Raw genomic sequence first — 12,846 nt, forward strand, 5'->3', positions numbered from 1 at the left:
CGCCCCCTGGCGGCGGGGCGGCGGGTCAGGTCGTCAGTAGGAGGGCGGCCATTGTGCCGAGCAGCAGGAACGGGCCGAAGGGCAGGTGGGTGCTCCAGTTGGCGCGGCGGGCGGCCAGCAGGCCCAGACTCACCACGGCGGAGAGCCCGAAGGTGAGCACCAGCCCGAACAGCAGCACCGGCCAGCCGTACCAGCCGAGCAGCGCGCCGACGCTGAGCGCCAGCTTGGCGTCGCCCAGCCCGAAGCCGCGGCGGCCGAGCAGCACGGCGGTGCTGGCGAAGAAGAGCGCCAGCCCGGCGCCGCCGATGACGGCCCGCAGCCAGTGCCCCGGGTCGGCGTCGAGCGCGGCCACGCCGAGCAGCAGCCAGGTCCCGGCCGCCGCCGGCAGGGTCAGCCGGTCCGGCAACCGGTGCACGGCCAGGTCGACGAGGATCGCCGGGATGGTCCAGCCGAGCCACCAGATCAGCGCCGGCAGCGCCCCGCCCGGTGGACCGGCGAGCGCCAGCAGCACCGCCGCCGCGAGCACGGCCAACTCGACGGTGGCCGGCGGTGGGCCGACCCGGGCGCGGCACTGACCGCACCGGGCCGCCGGGCCCAGCGCCGGCCAGGGGTGGGTCAGGCCGACCGGCGCGCCGCAGGCGTCGCAGCCGGTCCGGCTGGGCAGACCCGGGGGTACGGCGTAGCGCAGCGCGGCCAACCGCATCAGCGGACCGATCGCGAGGATCGCGAACACCGTCGAGACCCGGGTACGCGCCAGCGCCGAGACGAGCCCCGATGGTCGTTCGCCCCGCTGGGCGGGCGCTGCCCGTCGGGTGGGTTCCGTCATAGCGAACACGGATCGTGACTGAGCACTCGCTCTGGTGTAGCGGATGGCGCAGAAAGCGACCTGCCGACCCATGCCCGCGAGGATGCCTTTGGCCGCCTCCGAGTCGGGCACCCCGTCGAACGAGGAGGCCGCCGGTCGGCCGACAACGGCGTTCGAATGCCGGGATGAGGCCGCGATGTCCCACTCCCGCGACCGGTGACGAGACTTCGGTGAGGCCATCCGAGCCGGTGACGCCCCATCAATAACGACCTTTCGCTCCACCATTGCTCGGGATGCGGTGCGGACACCCATCACCACCACCTGTCATCACACAGAGTGTTCGCTTGAATTGCCTCTGTTGCATCGGCGAGCGTCAGCCTATGCTCGCCCCTTGGGTGTGACGCAAGCCTCACCTTCACCATCGGAAGACACAGGACCCCGAATTTGTAAAAGATCCGTAACGGTGAATGCGGAAGCGCAATGAACGGCTCCGGATGTGCTGATCCGGGCGCGCTTCCGCATGCCCGACGGCGGTGAACCGTCACCGCCCCGGGCGACCACGAGGAGGCTCGACGGTGCGCGGACGGCAGCTCAGACGAGCGGCAATCTGCCTGCTGGCGGTCGTGGCGGTGATGCCGGTCACCGCCTGCGCCAGCGGACGGGAAACGGTCGAACGGCCGACGGCAGCCCGCGACGACGGACCCCGGATCGATCCCGACGTCGAACGGCGCGCTGCCGAGAAGGCGGCACTTGACGCGTACTCCGGGTATCTCGCGGCCTCACGTACGGCGGGCCTGCGCAGCGATCCGCGCGCGCCGGAACTGTCCCGATTCCTCGCTGACCCACTTCTCACTCGGGTCCAATTGTCCATTCGCGACGCAAAGGAGCACGGCGCCATGCGTACCGGGACGTTGAAGTCCGACCCGACCGTGACCGCCGTCAGCCTGGACACGAAGCCGGCCACCGTCGAGATCCAGGACTGCCTGGACACGACCGGTTACCGGCTGGTCTACGCCAAGAACAAACGCCCCGTCCCGGGCAGTGGCGGCGGCAGACACCTCTCCACCGCCACCGCGACCCGCTACCCCGACGGCCGCTGGCTGATCAACTCCGGTACGACGCACCGGGACCAGCCGTGCTGACCCGGGCCGCGACAACCCGACGGGCGATCGCCGGAATCGGCCTCACGCTCCTGCTGGTGGTCGGCGCGACCCTGCCGGCCGCCGCCGCTCGACGGGCCGACCCGGGAGCCGGCTGCCCGCCCGCCCAGCCCGACTGCAGCGTCTGGGACGACGAACCCGGCAACCCGGGCGATCCCGGCGGCGGCGGGGACGACGGTGGGGACGACGGTGGCGGCGGGGGTGGCAGCGGCACCTGTCGGTGGAACGGGCGAACCGTCCCCTGCTACGACGAGGTGTTGGGCTGGTTCAGCAGTAGCGACGGCTGCTACTACAAGTTGGCCGAGCCGCAGGGCGTGGCACCCGAGGGTCAGCAGTGGTACGTCAAGACGTGCAACGGCGGCGCCGACGTGGGCAACCAGACCGTTGTGCTGCTGGACGACCCGCCGGCCGGCTTCGGCGCGCCGCCCAACCCGGAGGAGTTGGCCCGCCGCGCCCTGGCGTCGATCAGTCTGCTGCCGGCGCGGCTGAAGGTCGCCCCCCGCAAGGACATCGGTCCGGGCCTGGTCGGTCTGCCGGTGTGGATGTGGGCGACCCCGACCCCCAGCTACTTCGGCCCGCTGACCGCGTCCGCGTCAGACCGGGGCGTGACCGTCTCCATCGAGGCGAAGGTCGACCGGATCGTCTGGGACATGGGCAACGACGAGTACGTCACCTGCGACGGTCCCGGCACCCCGTACGACCCGAAGGGCAGTCGCGCCGGCCTCACGTCCCCCGACTGCGGCTACGACGAGGGCTACTCGGAGGCCGACACCTACGACGTGACCGCCACCACCCATTGGACGGTGACCTGGCGCGGCGGTGGCGAGAGCGGAGAAATCCTGGTGACCCGTAACAGCGGCATCGTTCCGATCCAGATCAACGAACTCCAGGTGGTCACCAGATGAGCCTCGCGACGCGCAACGGGACCCCGCCGGTGGACGCACCCGTCAACCCGCCCACGGTGGTCCGCCAGCGCCGGGTCCGTCCCGGGCTGCTCGGTCTCGCCGTCCTCCTGATCGCGCTGGGCGGGCTGGGCGCGGCCTTCGCTGTCACCTCGGTACGGGCCACCGGCAGCTATCTGGCGGTGGCACGACCGGTGGAGGTAGGCCGGGAGATCAGCGCAGCCGACCTGGTCACCGTGCAGGTCGCCGGCGGCCAGGGGTTGCGCCCGGTGCCCGCCGCACGGCTCGACGAGGTGGTCGGCAAACGGGCTGCGGTCGCGCTGCTTCCGGGCACGCTGCTCACCCTGGGACAGGTCACCGACGACCCGCTGCTCGGCCCCGGCCAGCAGCAGATCGCGCTCGGTCTGAAGACCGCCCAGGTGCCGGCCCGCGAACTGCACCCGGGCGACAAGGTGCTGCTGGTCAGCACCCCGGACAACAACGCCGACGGAGACACGGCCGCCGCCGGCACCCGGTTCGCGGCCACAGTCATCGACATGGTCAGCCCGGCCACCGACGACAAGGTCCTGTACCTGGCGCTGCTCATCCGTGACGTGCCCGCTGTGGTGGCGCTCGCCGCACAGGAACGGCTCGCCGTCGTGCTGACCGAAGCGGCCTGAGCATGGCGATCATCGCGCTGGTCTCCGCGAAGGGTTCGCCCGGCGTCACCACCTCGGCGCTGGCCTGCGCTCTTGCCTGGCACCGGCGGCTGGTGGTCGCCGAATGTGACCCGGCCGGCGGCTCGATCCTCGCCGGATACCTCGGCGGCCAACTGGACGGCCCGCGCGGCATCGGAGAGCTGGCCGTCGGCGAGTTGCGCGACGGCAACCTGGAGACCGCGTTCTGGTCCCAGTTGGTCGACCTGGACGCCCCCCGCCGGGAACGGCTGCTGCTGCCCGGCCTCGTCGACCCGGCCCAGAGCGGCAGCGTCACCCCGCTCTGGCAGCGCTTCGCCGACTACTTCGACGCCCTCGACCGCGGCACCCCCGGCTACGACGTCCTGGTCGACTGCGGTCGGCTGCACGTGACCGGGCCTCCGTGGCCGGTGCTGCGGGCCGCCTCGGTGGTGCTGTTGGTGACCCGGGCGAACCTGCCGGACCTCTCCGGCACCCGCGCGGTGGTCACCACGATCGAACGGGACTTCGCCGAGCACCGGGTGCCCCCGGGCACCCTGCGGCTGCTGCTGGTCGGCGACGGGCACGGGCGGTCCGAGATCAGCCGGGCCCTGAAACTGCCGGTCATCGCGCGGCTGCCGCACGATCCGCGTACCGCCGGGGTGCTCGCCCTGGGCGGGACAGTGCGGGCCGGTCGGCCGCTGATGCGCGCGGCGGCCGCGTTGGAGGTGCCGGTCGGGGCGCTGCTGGAGCGGCGGCGGGCCCGGTTGGCGTGGCCCGTGCAGCAGGGGGTGCCGGATGCGGTTTGAGCCGGTCTCCACCGACCCGCGCCAACAGCCACCGGGCGTGACCTCCACCGCGCCGCCCCTGGCCGTGCCGAACGGTCGGCACCACCAGGCCGGGCCGCTGCCGCAGTCGACGCCCGCGGCCAGCCCGCCGCCGGATGCGCCGCCCCGGGCCCGGATGGACTTCCAGGTGGTCCGGGAGCTGCGCCGGGAACTCACCGAACGGCTCACCCTCTGGCAGCGCGGCCGGGAGTTCACAGTCGACGAGGAGGACACCGAGCGGGCCCGACTCGCCGTCACTGTGGTCTCCGCGTACGCGGACTCGGTGCGCCGGGCCGGCACGCCGATGGCCGCCGGCGATGAACGCCTGCTGCTCGACCAGGTGACCGCCGAGCTGGTCGGGCTCGGCCGGCTACAGACGCTGCTGGTCGACGACACCATCGAGGAGGTGCACATCCTCGGCTGCGACCAGGTACGCATCACCCGGCACGGCGGTGGGGTGGACTGGGCCGAGCCGATCGCCGACAGCGACGCCGAGCTGGTGGAGATCCTCCAGGCGGCGGCCCGCCGGGCGGGCGCGACCGAGCGGTCCCTCTCCACAGTGAAGCCCACCCTCGACCTGCAACTGCCCGACGGCAGCCGGCTGGCCGCTGTGTTTTTGGTCAGCCACCGCCCGTACGCGGTGATCCGCAAGCACAACACCCTGGACGTGAGCCTCGACGACCTCGCGGGTGCCCGAGGTGACCTGGACGAGATGATCGACCCGCTGCTGCGCGACTTCCTCCGCGCGGCGATGCGCGCCGGTCTGAACATCATGGTCGCCGGGTTGGCCGGTGCTGGAAAGACCACTGTCATCCGGGCACTGATGAACGAGATCCCGCAGGATGAGCCGTACGTGCTGCTGGAGGAGAGTCGGGAGCTGCTCCCGGCCCGCCGCCGGGAGCGGCACCGGGCGGTGATGAGCTTCGAGGCCCGGGAGGGCCACGGCGAGCGCGGGTTCGACGGGCGTCCAGCCGGTGAGGTGACCATCGCCGACCTGATCCCGCTGTCGCTGCGGATGGGCGTCCTGCGGATCATCGTGGGCGAGGTGCGGTCCCGGGAGATCGTGCCGATGCTCCAGGCGATGACCACCAGCCGGGGGTCGATGTGCACCATCCACGCCCGTACCGCCGCCGGTGTGGGTGAACGGATCGTCGAGCTTGCCCTGGCGCACGGCCGCGAGATGACCGTCGACCAGGCCCGCCGGATGGCAGGCAACGCGCTCGACCTGATCGTCTACGTCACCATCGAGGACGAGACCGCGATCGGCGGGCGGAAGCACCGGTTCGTCTCGCAGGTGGAGGAGGTGATCGGGGCCGGCGAAGCCGGTCGGATCACCACCACCACTGTCTTCGGGCCCGGCCCGGACGGTCGTGCGGTCCCCCGGCACCTGCCGGAGCGGGTCCGCGACCAGTTGCTGCGGGTGGGTTACGACGCACGGTTGCTGACCCGGTGGGTCGAGGCCGGTGCCGGTGCCTGGCGGCGGCCTCGGCAGACTCGACTGGCCCGGCGGTGATCTGATGCTCGACAGCCTGGAGTTGATCGCCGTGGTCTCCGGCGCCGCCTGTGTGGCCGGGCTGCTGCTGGCCGTGGTCGCGCTGGTGGGCACCCGTCGACCCCCCGGGCCGCAGCCGGGCAGCGGGCCGGGGCTGAGCCGACTGTGGCGCGGGCCGGGCAGCACTCCGGCCGAGCAGCGGAGCTACCAGGCGCTGCTGGTCGTCGCGCTGGTCGGCGGCGCGCTGGCGTTCCTGCTGACCGGGTTGCCGGTGGTGGGCCTGCTGGTGGCGGTGGCAGTGCCCGGCACCCCGTGGCTGTTCGGAGTGGGCAAGGCCGAGCAGCGGGCGATCGCCCGGATCGAGGCGGTCGGCGAGTGGACCCGCCGACTCAAGGACGTCTCCGGCACCGGGCAGGGCCTCCAGCAGTCGATCATCGGCACCATCGGCAGCGTGCCACCCGGCGTCGAGGACGAGGTACGGCTGCTCGCCGCCCGTCTCCAGGCCGGCTGGATGGCCCGCTCCGCGCTGCTGGCGTTCGCCGACGAGATCGCCGACCCGGTCTGCGACCAGGTGGTCGCGGCGCTGATCCTGCACCTGTCGGACCGGGGTGAGCGGCTTGGTGACGTGCTCGGTTCGATCGCCGGCGCGGCGTCCGCGGAGGTGGCGACCCGTCGGGAGATCGAGGCCAAGCGCACCCAGCCCCGGTTCGCGGTCCGCTTCCTCACCGGGATGACGCTGGCAACCCTGGCTTACGGGCTGATCAACACCGAGTACATCAGGCCGTACGGCACACCGGTGGGTCAGCTGGTGATGGCCGCCCTCGGCGCCGCCTTCATCGGCCTGCTGGCCTGGGTGCGGTCGATGAGCCAGCCGCAGCGGCCGGCCCGGTTCCTGCCGGCGCCCAACCCGGCCGAGGTGATCGCGTGAGCGCGAGGAGTGCAGCGCAGCGGAGCCCCACAGTCGCGAGCGAAAGGCGGCTCCCGTGATCGTGAACTGGCAGTTCGCCCTCGCGGTCTGCGGTGGCGCCGGGGTCGGTCTGGGCGTGTTCCTGGTGGTCCGGGAGCTGGTGCCGGCGACACCGGCGCTCGGGCCCGCGCTGCGCCGACTGCATCAGCCGCCGGGTACCGGCCGGGTGGCCACGCCCGCGTCCCGGCGGCTCGACTGGCTGACCGGGATGTCCCGCTGGTTGCGGCCGCCGCAGATGCAGCTCGCCCTGATCGGTCAGACCTCCGAGCAGTACGCGTTGTCGGTGCTGCTCTCCGCGCTGATCGGGTTGGCCACACCAACACTGCTCGGGGTGGTGCTGTGGGTGCTCGGCATCCCGTTCCCGCTGGTCGTGCCGGTGCTGGGCAGTCTCGGCCTGGCGCTGCTGGCCGGCCTGCTGGCGCACCGCGCCGTGCTGACCAAGGCCAACGCCGCCCGCGACGAGTTCCGCCAGGCGGTCTGCACCTACCTCGACCTGGTGGCGTTGCAGCTCTCGGCGGCGCACGGGCCGGTGCAGTCGCTGGAGCGGGCGGCGGCGGTCTGCGACGGTTGGGTGTTCGACCGGCTCCAGGAGTCGCTGCGGATCGCCCAGATGCAGATGCACGCGCCCTGGGACGAGCTGCGCGACCTGGCCGACAAGATCGGTATTCCGGAACTGGGCGACGTCGGCGCCATCATGCGCTCCTCCGGCAGCGAGGGCGCGCAGGTGCACGAGACGCTGCGCAGCCGGGCCGACTCGCTGCGCGACCAGATCCGCACCGACAACCTGACGCGCGCCGAAGGGGTGACCAGCAAGCTCGACATCCCGGGCGCGCTGCTCGTCTTCGTGCTGCTCGGGTTCGTCCTCTATCCGTTCATCGCCCGAGTCTGACCCCTCCCCCTCGAAGGAGAACGCCATGTCCATCCTCAGCTATCTGCACGTCGTGGTGACGACGCGCCTGGCCGAGCTGCGCCGGGACGGTGAACGGGGCGACAGCCCGGTGCCCACCGCGGTGATCATCGCCGGCCTGGTCGCCGTCGCCATGGCCATCACCGCACTGGCCCTGACCAAGGCCAAGGGTTGGATGGACGGCATCCCGGACTACACGGTCCCGAAGTAGCCGGGATGCGTCGAGCCGCGTACCCGAGGTGGAGCCGGGCGGTCACCGCCACCCGGCGCCGCCTCGCGGCCGGCGACCGGGAGCGGGGCGCCAACCCGGTGGAACTGGCCGTGATGATGCCGCTGATCCTGGTGCTGCTCTTCGCCTCGATCCAGGTCGCGGCCGTCTTCCTCGCCCGCTCGACCGCGTTGAACGCCGCGCAGAGTGGCGTCAACGCGCAACGGACGTACGAGGCGCGCAACGGCGCCGGGGTGGACAGCGCCTCCCGCTTCCTGAGGGCAGCCGGCGGTTGGCTGGTGGGCTGGGACAAGGCCGGCCCGACCTGCGTGACCACCACGACCGACGTGACCTGCACGGTGAGCGGCCGGTCCCTGTCCGTGGTGCCGGGCGTGGACTTCGCAATACAGCAGACTGCCCACGGAACGGTGGAGAGGGTGACCCCGCCATGAGCCGTACCGCCGAGCGGGGCTCGGTCTCCATCGAGGTGGCGGTCCTCGCGCCCGCGTTCATCGCGTTGATGGTGCTGGCCGGCGTGGTCGGGCGCAGCGCCGTGGCAGCGGAGGCGCTCCAGGCGGCCGCGCACGACGCCGCCCGAGCAGCCTCGATTTCCCGGGACTCCGACACCGCCCGGCAGAAGGCGGTGGAGGCCGCCCAGGCCCAGCTGGACTGGCATGGCCTGGCCTGCGCCAACGACCTGAAGCCGACATTCACCGGCAGGTCGCCCGGCAACGGGTCCAACTTTGACGAGGCCTTCAGCAGCGCAGTCGGTACGAACGCCACGGTGACGGTGACGATCAGCTGCCGCGTGTCCTTCAAGGACATCACCCTCGACATCCTGCCCGGGATGGAGAGTGAACGGCTGGTCTCCGCGCAGTTCACCTCCCCACTCGACCGTTACCGGGGTCGGCAATGACGGTCACCACGTCGGCTGCCCTGCCCTCGCCGGGAGATGAGCACGGCCGGGTGAGCATCTTCCTCGCGGTGACGATGGTCGGCGTACTGGCCATCATCGGCCTCTCCTTCGACGGCGCCGGGCAGCTCCGCACCCTGCAACACGCCCAGAACCTGGCCGCCGAGGCGGCCCGGGCCGGTGGTCAGGCCATCGACCGGGCCACCGCCATCGAGGGCGGGCCGAAGCGGATCGACGAGCCGGAGGCGCGTGATGCGGTCGCCAGCTACCTGGCCGCCGTCGACACCGCCGGCCACACCGTGGACTTCCCCCAGGTCGACGGGGAAACCCTGATCCGGGTGACCGTCTCCATCACCTACCACCGCTCGATGATCGGACCGTTCATCCAGGAGAAGACGGTCACCGTCACCGGCGAGGCGACCGCGCGTGCCATCACCGCAACACCGTAGGAAGGAAGGCAGCCATGCCCGCATCGGGTGGGTCCGTCGTACGGCGGACCGGACGGATCCTCACCGGCATCGGCGCGCTGGCCGTGCTACTGGTGCTGCTGGTCGGCGCGCCGATCGCGCTGCTCGCCTTCGCCGGTAACCCGCTGCCTGACCACCTCCCCACGATCAGCGAGGTGGGCACCGCGCTGACCAGCCGGGACGACGGTCAGCTCTTCCTGCGGGCGTTGGCCATGGCCGGTTGGTTCGGCTGGGCTACGTTCGCCTTCTCCGTCCTCGTCGAGCTCGGCGCACAGACCCTGCACCGGCCGGCGCCGAAGCTGCCCGGGATGGGCCGCCAGCAGAAGGCCGCCGCCGCGCTGGTCGGCTCGGTCGCGCTGATCCTGGTCGCCAGCCCCGCCGCCGCCAGCGCCGCGGCGGTCTACGGAACTCCGGTGTACGCGAGTCCGAGCGCAACGTCCGTCACCACCCTGGCCGCGCCGACCCGCGCCGCGACGACACCGGACACGGCCGCGCCGGTGTACCGGGTGGCGCGGGGCGACTACCTCGGGGAGGTGGCCGAGCGGTACCTGGACGAGTTCGGGGACTACCGACAGCTCGCCAAGCTGAACAAGCTCGACGACCCGGACCGGATCCGCCCCGGCCAACTGCTCCGACTGCCCACCGAGGCCGCGGACCAGGGGGCCCGCCAGCACGCCACCGGTCGACTCGTCGACAGGCCCGCAGCACCGAAGCCGCCCGCGCCCCGGCCGGCGCCCGAGCAGGCCGCACCGCCGCGGGTGGCCCCGGCACCACCCAGCGGTACGGAGTCAGCGGGCCAACCACCAGCGGTGACGGTCGGTGCAGCCGGGGCTGGTGCCGCCGATCGGGTGAACCGCCCACTGGCGGTCTCCGCAGTGCTGGCCGTGGCGAGCATCGTCGGCGCCCAGATCGGCGCAGTCCTGGGGCTGCGCCGCCGTCCAGCCACCGCCGGGGCGGCTCCCCGACTGGCCGCGTCCTCCCGCACATCCCGGCGCGGCGCGGGCCAAAGTAGCAGCGGCGCGGGCCGGCGGGGCAGTGGTGGGGCGGCCGGCAGCGGTGCCGCCTGGGCTGCGAGCCGGGCGGCTGCGGCCATCGAAGCACCGGCGACACCGCACGGCGGGGTGGCACCGAGCGGGAACGGCTTCGCACCTCGCGGCGGCGGAGTGACATCCACCGGCAGCGGGGCGGCACCGACGGGCAGCAGGGTGGCACCTACCGGCAGTGGGGTGACACCTACCGGCAGCGAAGTGACGCCCGCCGGAAGCGGAATGGCTTTCCCCGGCAGCACGGCGTTTCCGGGCAGCGGAATGGCTCTCTCCGGCGGCACGGCGCCCCACGGCGGCGGAATGACGGCCGCTGGCCCTGGGGGCTGGAGTGGTGACGAGGGCTGGGCCGGTGCTGGTGGCGAGGGCGGGCTGTTCGACGGCGGGCACGGCCTGGACTCCGTGCCCGACGGTCCGCCGGTCGGCCGACACCGACGCACCTGAGCGGGCCCGCACGACCCGGTGTCTCCGCCGTCCTGCGGCCGGCGACGGTCGAGGCACGCCGCCTAGCGGGAGTGGCCGGGGCAATGTCTCGGAGAGCGATATGCCTGTGAGTCATAAAGATGACTCACAGGCATATGCGTCGAAGGCGTTACTGCCGCGCGGCGAGGAGCATCGGCGCGGGGTGACACACCCAGCGCAGGCGGTCAGGGCACGCGGTCAGGGCACGCGGGTCTGGAGTACGCCGTTCTGGATCCGGGTGGGCAGGACCTGCTGGTCGTTGCCGGACGGCCCCTGCACGACCTCACCGCCGTTGAGCCGGAAGGCGCTGCCGTGCCACGGGCAGACCACGCAGGCGTGGCCGTCGATCTCCTGCACCTCACCCTCGCCGAGCGGCCCGCTCTGGTGCGGGCAGCGCTCCAACATCACGGTCACCTCGTCACCGTGCCGGTAGAGGATCACCGAGATGTCGTCGTCCACCTCTCGGGTGATCAGGGTGCGTTGCGGCAGCGTCGCCATGTCGGCCAGCGAGTGCCAGCCATCGGTCATCCGGTGCAGCTCGGAGACGCTCTGGTTGACCTGCGCCCCCTGCTTGTACGCCAGGTGACCCCCGATGTACGCGCCGAGGCTCACGGTGGAGAGCCCGAGGAAGCCGAGGGCGCGGCCCATTCCGTGGCGGCCGGACAGCCGAGCGGCCAACGAGCCGGCGTAGAGCGTCAGGCCGACGGTGTTGGCGGCGGCGTGCACCAGGCCGACCCGGCGCTGGTCGCGGGCGAGTGCCGCCCAGTCGTTCAGACCTGCGACCGCCGCTGGCAGCGCGCTGACGGTGCCCAGACCGACCAGCACGGTGGCGGGCCGACGCTGCCCGGGCATGAGGTCCAGCACCGCGGCGCTGATCCACGCGCCGACCGGCACCTGCACCATCGCCGGGTGCAGCGGATGCCCGAGGGTCACCCCGTGCAGCAGGTCGCGCAGCCGGCGTGGACGCAGCGCCCCCAGGACGATCTTCTGCAACCGGTCACCCGCGCGGTCCAGCCGGGAGTCCTGCTCAACTTTCGTCAAAAGTGCTCGCACGAGTACCGACTTCCCGGCGATCGCCGTCGCAAACCGGTCGGCGGTGACAAACCTGCCGCGCCACCCAGGCCGTCGATCTTGCAGTTTCTGCTGGAATGATCCGGGGCACAAGCCGCGAACCGGCAACCGGAAGTGCAAGATCGACGGGGATTGTGGGGGTGGGGCCGGGCCGGCATGCTGGCGGGATGGGTGTGCGGGTGGAGCGGGTCGGGGCGGTCACCACTGTTGTGCTGGATTGGGCGGACGCTCGGAACGCCGTGGACGGTCCTACCGCTCGGGCGCTGGCCGACGCGTTCCGGGCCTTCGAGGCTGATCCGGACGCGGCGGTGGCAGTGCTCTGGGGCGCCGGTGGGACGTTCTGCGCCGGCGCCGACCTCAAGGCGATCGGCACACCGAGCGGCAACCGGGTCGAGCCGGAGGGGGACGGCCCGATGGGTCCGACCCGGATGACCCTCAGCAAACCGGTGATCGCGGCGATCTCCGGGTACGCGGTGGCCGGCGGACTTGAGCTGGCGCTCTGGTGTGACCTGCGGATCGCCGAGTCCGACGCGACCTTCGGGGTGTTCTGCCGCCGCTGGGGAGTGCCGCTGATCGACGGTGGCACCGTCCGGCTGCCCCGGCTGATCGGCGAGAGTCGGGCCATGGACCTGATCCTCACCGGTCGCCCGGTGCCGGCCGACGAGGCGTACACGATGGGGTTGGTCAATCGGTTGGTGCCACCCGGCCAGGCGCGGGCCGCGGCCGAGGAGTTGGCGGCGGCGATCGCCCGGCATCCGCAGACCTGCCTGCGCAACGACCGGGCGGCGCTGCTGGCCGGCGCGGGGCGGCCCGAGCCGGAGGCGCTGGCGACCGAGTTGGCGTACGGGATGGACTCACTGGCCACGGACGCGGCGGCCGGTGCGGCCCGGTTCGCCGCGGGCGAGGGCCGACACGGCGCGACGCCGCCGGGAGGGGTGCACCCCCCGGCGGCGTCGGCTACCGGCTAGC

Annotated in this window: 14 protein-coding genes and 1 pseudogene; 13 read left to right on the top strand and 2 right to left on the bottom strand. The window is 72.5% G+C overall.

Features of this window, described 5'->3' with window-relative positions:
• Positions 1–25: 25 nt before the first annotated feature.
• On the bottom strand, positions 26–826 hold the full coding sequence (locus tag PSH03_RS12825; protein WP_372494750.1) for a prepilin peptidase: 801 nt from the start codon (positions 824–826) through the stop codon (positions 26–28).
• A gap of 554 nt (positions 827–1,380) precedes the next feature.
• Between PSH03_RS12825 and PSH03_RS12830 the strand changes: the two genes are divergently transcribed.
• From PSH03_RS12830 to PSH03_RS12885, 12 genes and pseudogenes are all read left to right on the top strand, one after another.
• Positions 1,381–1,947 (top strand): hypothetical protein, encoded by a 567-nt coding sequence (locus tag PSH03_RS12830; RefSeq protein ID WP_238689236.1) that lies wholly within the window; start codon positions 1,381–1,383, stop codon positions 1,945–1,947.
• Positions 1,941–2,870 carry a hypothetical protein gene (locus PSH03_RS12835; protein ID WP_372494752.1) on the top strand — a complete coding sequence of 310 codons (930 nt, stop codon included), beginning with the start codon at positions 1,941–1,943 and terminating at the stop codon, positions 2,868–2,870. Before PSH03_RS12830 ends, PSH03_RS12835 begins: the two co-directional genes overlap by 7 nt.
• A complete protein-coding gene (locus PSH03_RS12840) occupies positions 2,867–3,526 on the top strand; it encodes an SAF domain-containing protein (protein WP_210784188.1) in 660 nt (219 codons plus the stop codon). Before PSH03_RS12835 ends, PSH03_RS12840 begins: the two co-directional genes overlap by 4 nt.
• Before the next feature lie 2 nt (positions 3,527–3,528).
• Entirely contained in the window at positions 3,529–4,329 is an 801-nt protein-coding gene (locus PSH03_RS12845; RefSeq protein ID WP_210784187.1) for a CpaE/TadZ family protein, read from the top strand.
• A complete protein-coding gene (locus tag PSH03_RS12850) occupies positions 4,319–5,860 on the top strand; it encodes a TadA family conjugal transfer-associated ATPase (protein WP_238689237.1) in 1,542 nt (513 codons plus the stop codon). Before PSH03_RS12845 ends, PSH03_RS12850 begins: the two co-directional genes overlap by 11 nt.
• 4 nt (positions 5,861–5,864) lie before the next feature.
• Positions 5,865–6,767: a type II secretion system F family protein gene (locus PSH03_RS12855; protein ID WP_238689238.1), complete on the top strand. Its 903-nt coding sequence runs from the start codon at positions 5,865–5,867 to the stop codon at positions 6,765–6,767.
• Between the two features lie 55 nt (positions 6,768–6,822).
• Entirely contained in the window at positions 6,823–7,695 is an 873-nt protein-coding gene (locus tag PSH03_RS12860; protein WP_210784184.1) for a type II secretion system F family protein, read from the top strand.
• Between the two features lie 25 nt (positions 7,696–7,720).
• On the top strand, positions 7,721–7,924 hold the full coding sequence (locus PSH03_RS12865; protein WP_210784183.1) for a hypothetical protein: 204 nt from the start codon (positions 7,721–7,723) through the stop codon (positions 7,922–7,924).
• A gap of 5 nt (positions 7,925–7,929) precedes the next feature.
• Positions 7,930–8,373 (top strand): TadE family protein, encoded by a 444-nt coding sequence (locus tag PSH03_RS12870; RefSeq protein ID WP_210784182.1) that lies wholly within the window; start codon positions 7,930–7,932, stop codon positions 8,371–8,373.
• Positions 8,370–8,837, top strand: a complete 468-nt coding sequence (locus tag PSH03_RS12875) for a TadE/TadG family type IV pilus assembly protein (RefSeq protein ID WP_210784181.1) — start codon at positions 8,370–8,372, stop codon at positions 8,835–8,837. The genes PSH03_RS12870 and PSH03_RS12875 overlap by 4 nt, the downstream gene beginning before the upstream one ends.
• Entirely contained in the window at positions 8,834–9,283 is a 450-nt protein-coding gene (locus PSH03_RS12880; RefSeq protein ID WP_238689239.1) for a pilus assembly protein TadG-related protein, read from the top strand. Before PSH03_RS12875 ends, PSH03_RS12880 begins: the two co-directional genes overlap by 4 nt.
• Positions 9,284–9,297: 14 nt before the next feature.
• A pseudogene (locus PSH03_RS12885) lies at positions 9,298–10,329 on the top strand (LysM peptidoglycan-binding domain-containing protein); the annotation flags it as partial.
• Between the two features lie 675 nt (positions 10,330–11,004).
• Here PSH03_RS12885 and PSH03_RS12890 read toward each other — a convergent pair.
• Positions 11,005–11,859, bottom strand: coding sequence for a Rieske (2Fe-2S) protein (locus PSH03_RS12890; RefSeq protein WP_210784179.1), 855 nt, complete (start codon positions 11,857–11,859; stop codon positions 11,005–11,007).
• A gap of 185 nt (positions 11,860–12,044) precedes the next feature.
• Here PSH03_RS12890 and PSH03_RS12895 point away from each other — a divergent pair, with 185 nt between their 5' ends.
• On the top strand, positions 12,045–12,845 hold the full coding sequence (locus tag PSH03_RS12895) for a crotonase/enoyl-CoA hydratase family protein (RefSeq protein ID WP_238689240.1): 801 nt from the start codon (positions 12,045–12,047) through the stop codon (positions 12,843–12,845).
• The last annotated feature ends 1 nt before the right edge of the window (position 12,846 follow it).

The organism is Micromonospora salmantinae (genome assembly GCF_022230905.1).
GTDB classification, from domain to species: domain Bacteria; phylum Actinomycetota; class Actinomycetes; order Mycobacteriales; family Micromonosporaceae; genus Micromonospora; species Micromonospora salmantinae.

Excerpts from the sequence above, each read along its gene's own strand:
- PSH03_RS12870 (WP_210784182.1), top strand. The coding sequence starts at position 7,930 with ATGCGTCGAGCCGCGTACCCGAGGTGGAGCCGGGCGGTCACCGCCACC.
- PSH03_RS12895 (WP_238689240.1), top strand. The coding sequence starts at position 12,045 with ATGGGTGTGCGGGTGGAGCGGGTCGGGGCGGTCACCACTGTTGTGCTG.
- PSH03_RS12875 (WP_210784181.1), top strand. The coding sequence starts at position 8,370 with ATGAGCCGTACCGCCGAGCGGGGCTCGGTCTCCATCGAGGTGGCGGTC.
- PSH03_RS12845 (WP_210784187.1), top strand. The coding sequence starts at position 3,529 with ATGGCGATCATCGCGCTGGTCTCCGCGAAGGGTTCGCCCGGCGTCACC.
- PSH03_RS12825 (WP_372494750.1), bottom strand. The coding sequence starts at position 826 with ATGACGGAACCCACCCGACGGGCAGCGCCCGCCCAGCGGGGCGAACGA.
- PSH03_RS12840 (WP_210784188.1), top strand. The coding sequence starts at position 2,867 with ATGAGCCTCGCGACGCGCAACGGGACCCCGCCGGTGGACGCACCCGTC.
- PSH03_RS12880 (WP_238689239.1), top strand. The coding sequence starts at position 8,834 with ATGACGGTCACCACGTCGGCTGCCCTGCCCTCGCCGGGAGATGAGCAC.
- PSH03_RS12855 (WP_238689238.1), top strand. The coding sequence starts at position 5,865 with ATGCTCGACAGCCTGGAGTTGATCGCCGTGGTCTCCGGCGCCGCCTGT.
- PSH03_RS12850 (WP_238689237.1), top strand. The coding sequence starts at position 4,319 with ATGCGGTTTGAGCCGGTCTCCACCGACCCGCGCCAACAGCCACCGGGC.
- PSH03_RS12865 (WP_210784183.1), top strand. The coding sequence starts at position 7,721 with ATGTCCATCCTCAGCTATCTGCACGTCGTGGTGACGACGCGCCTGGCC.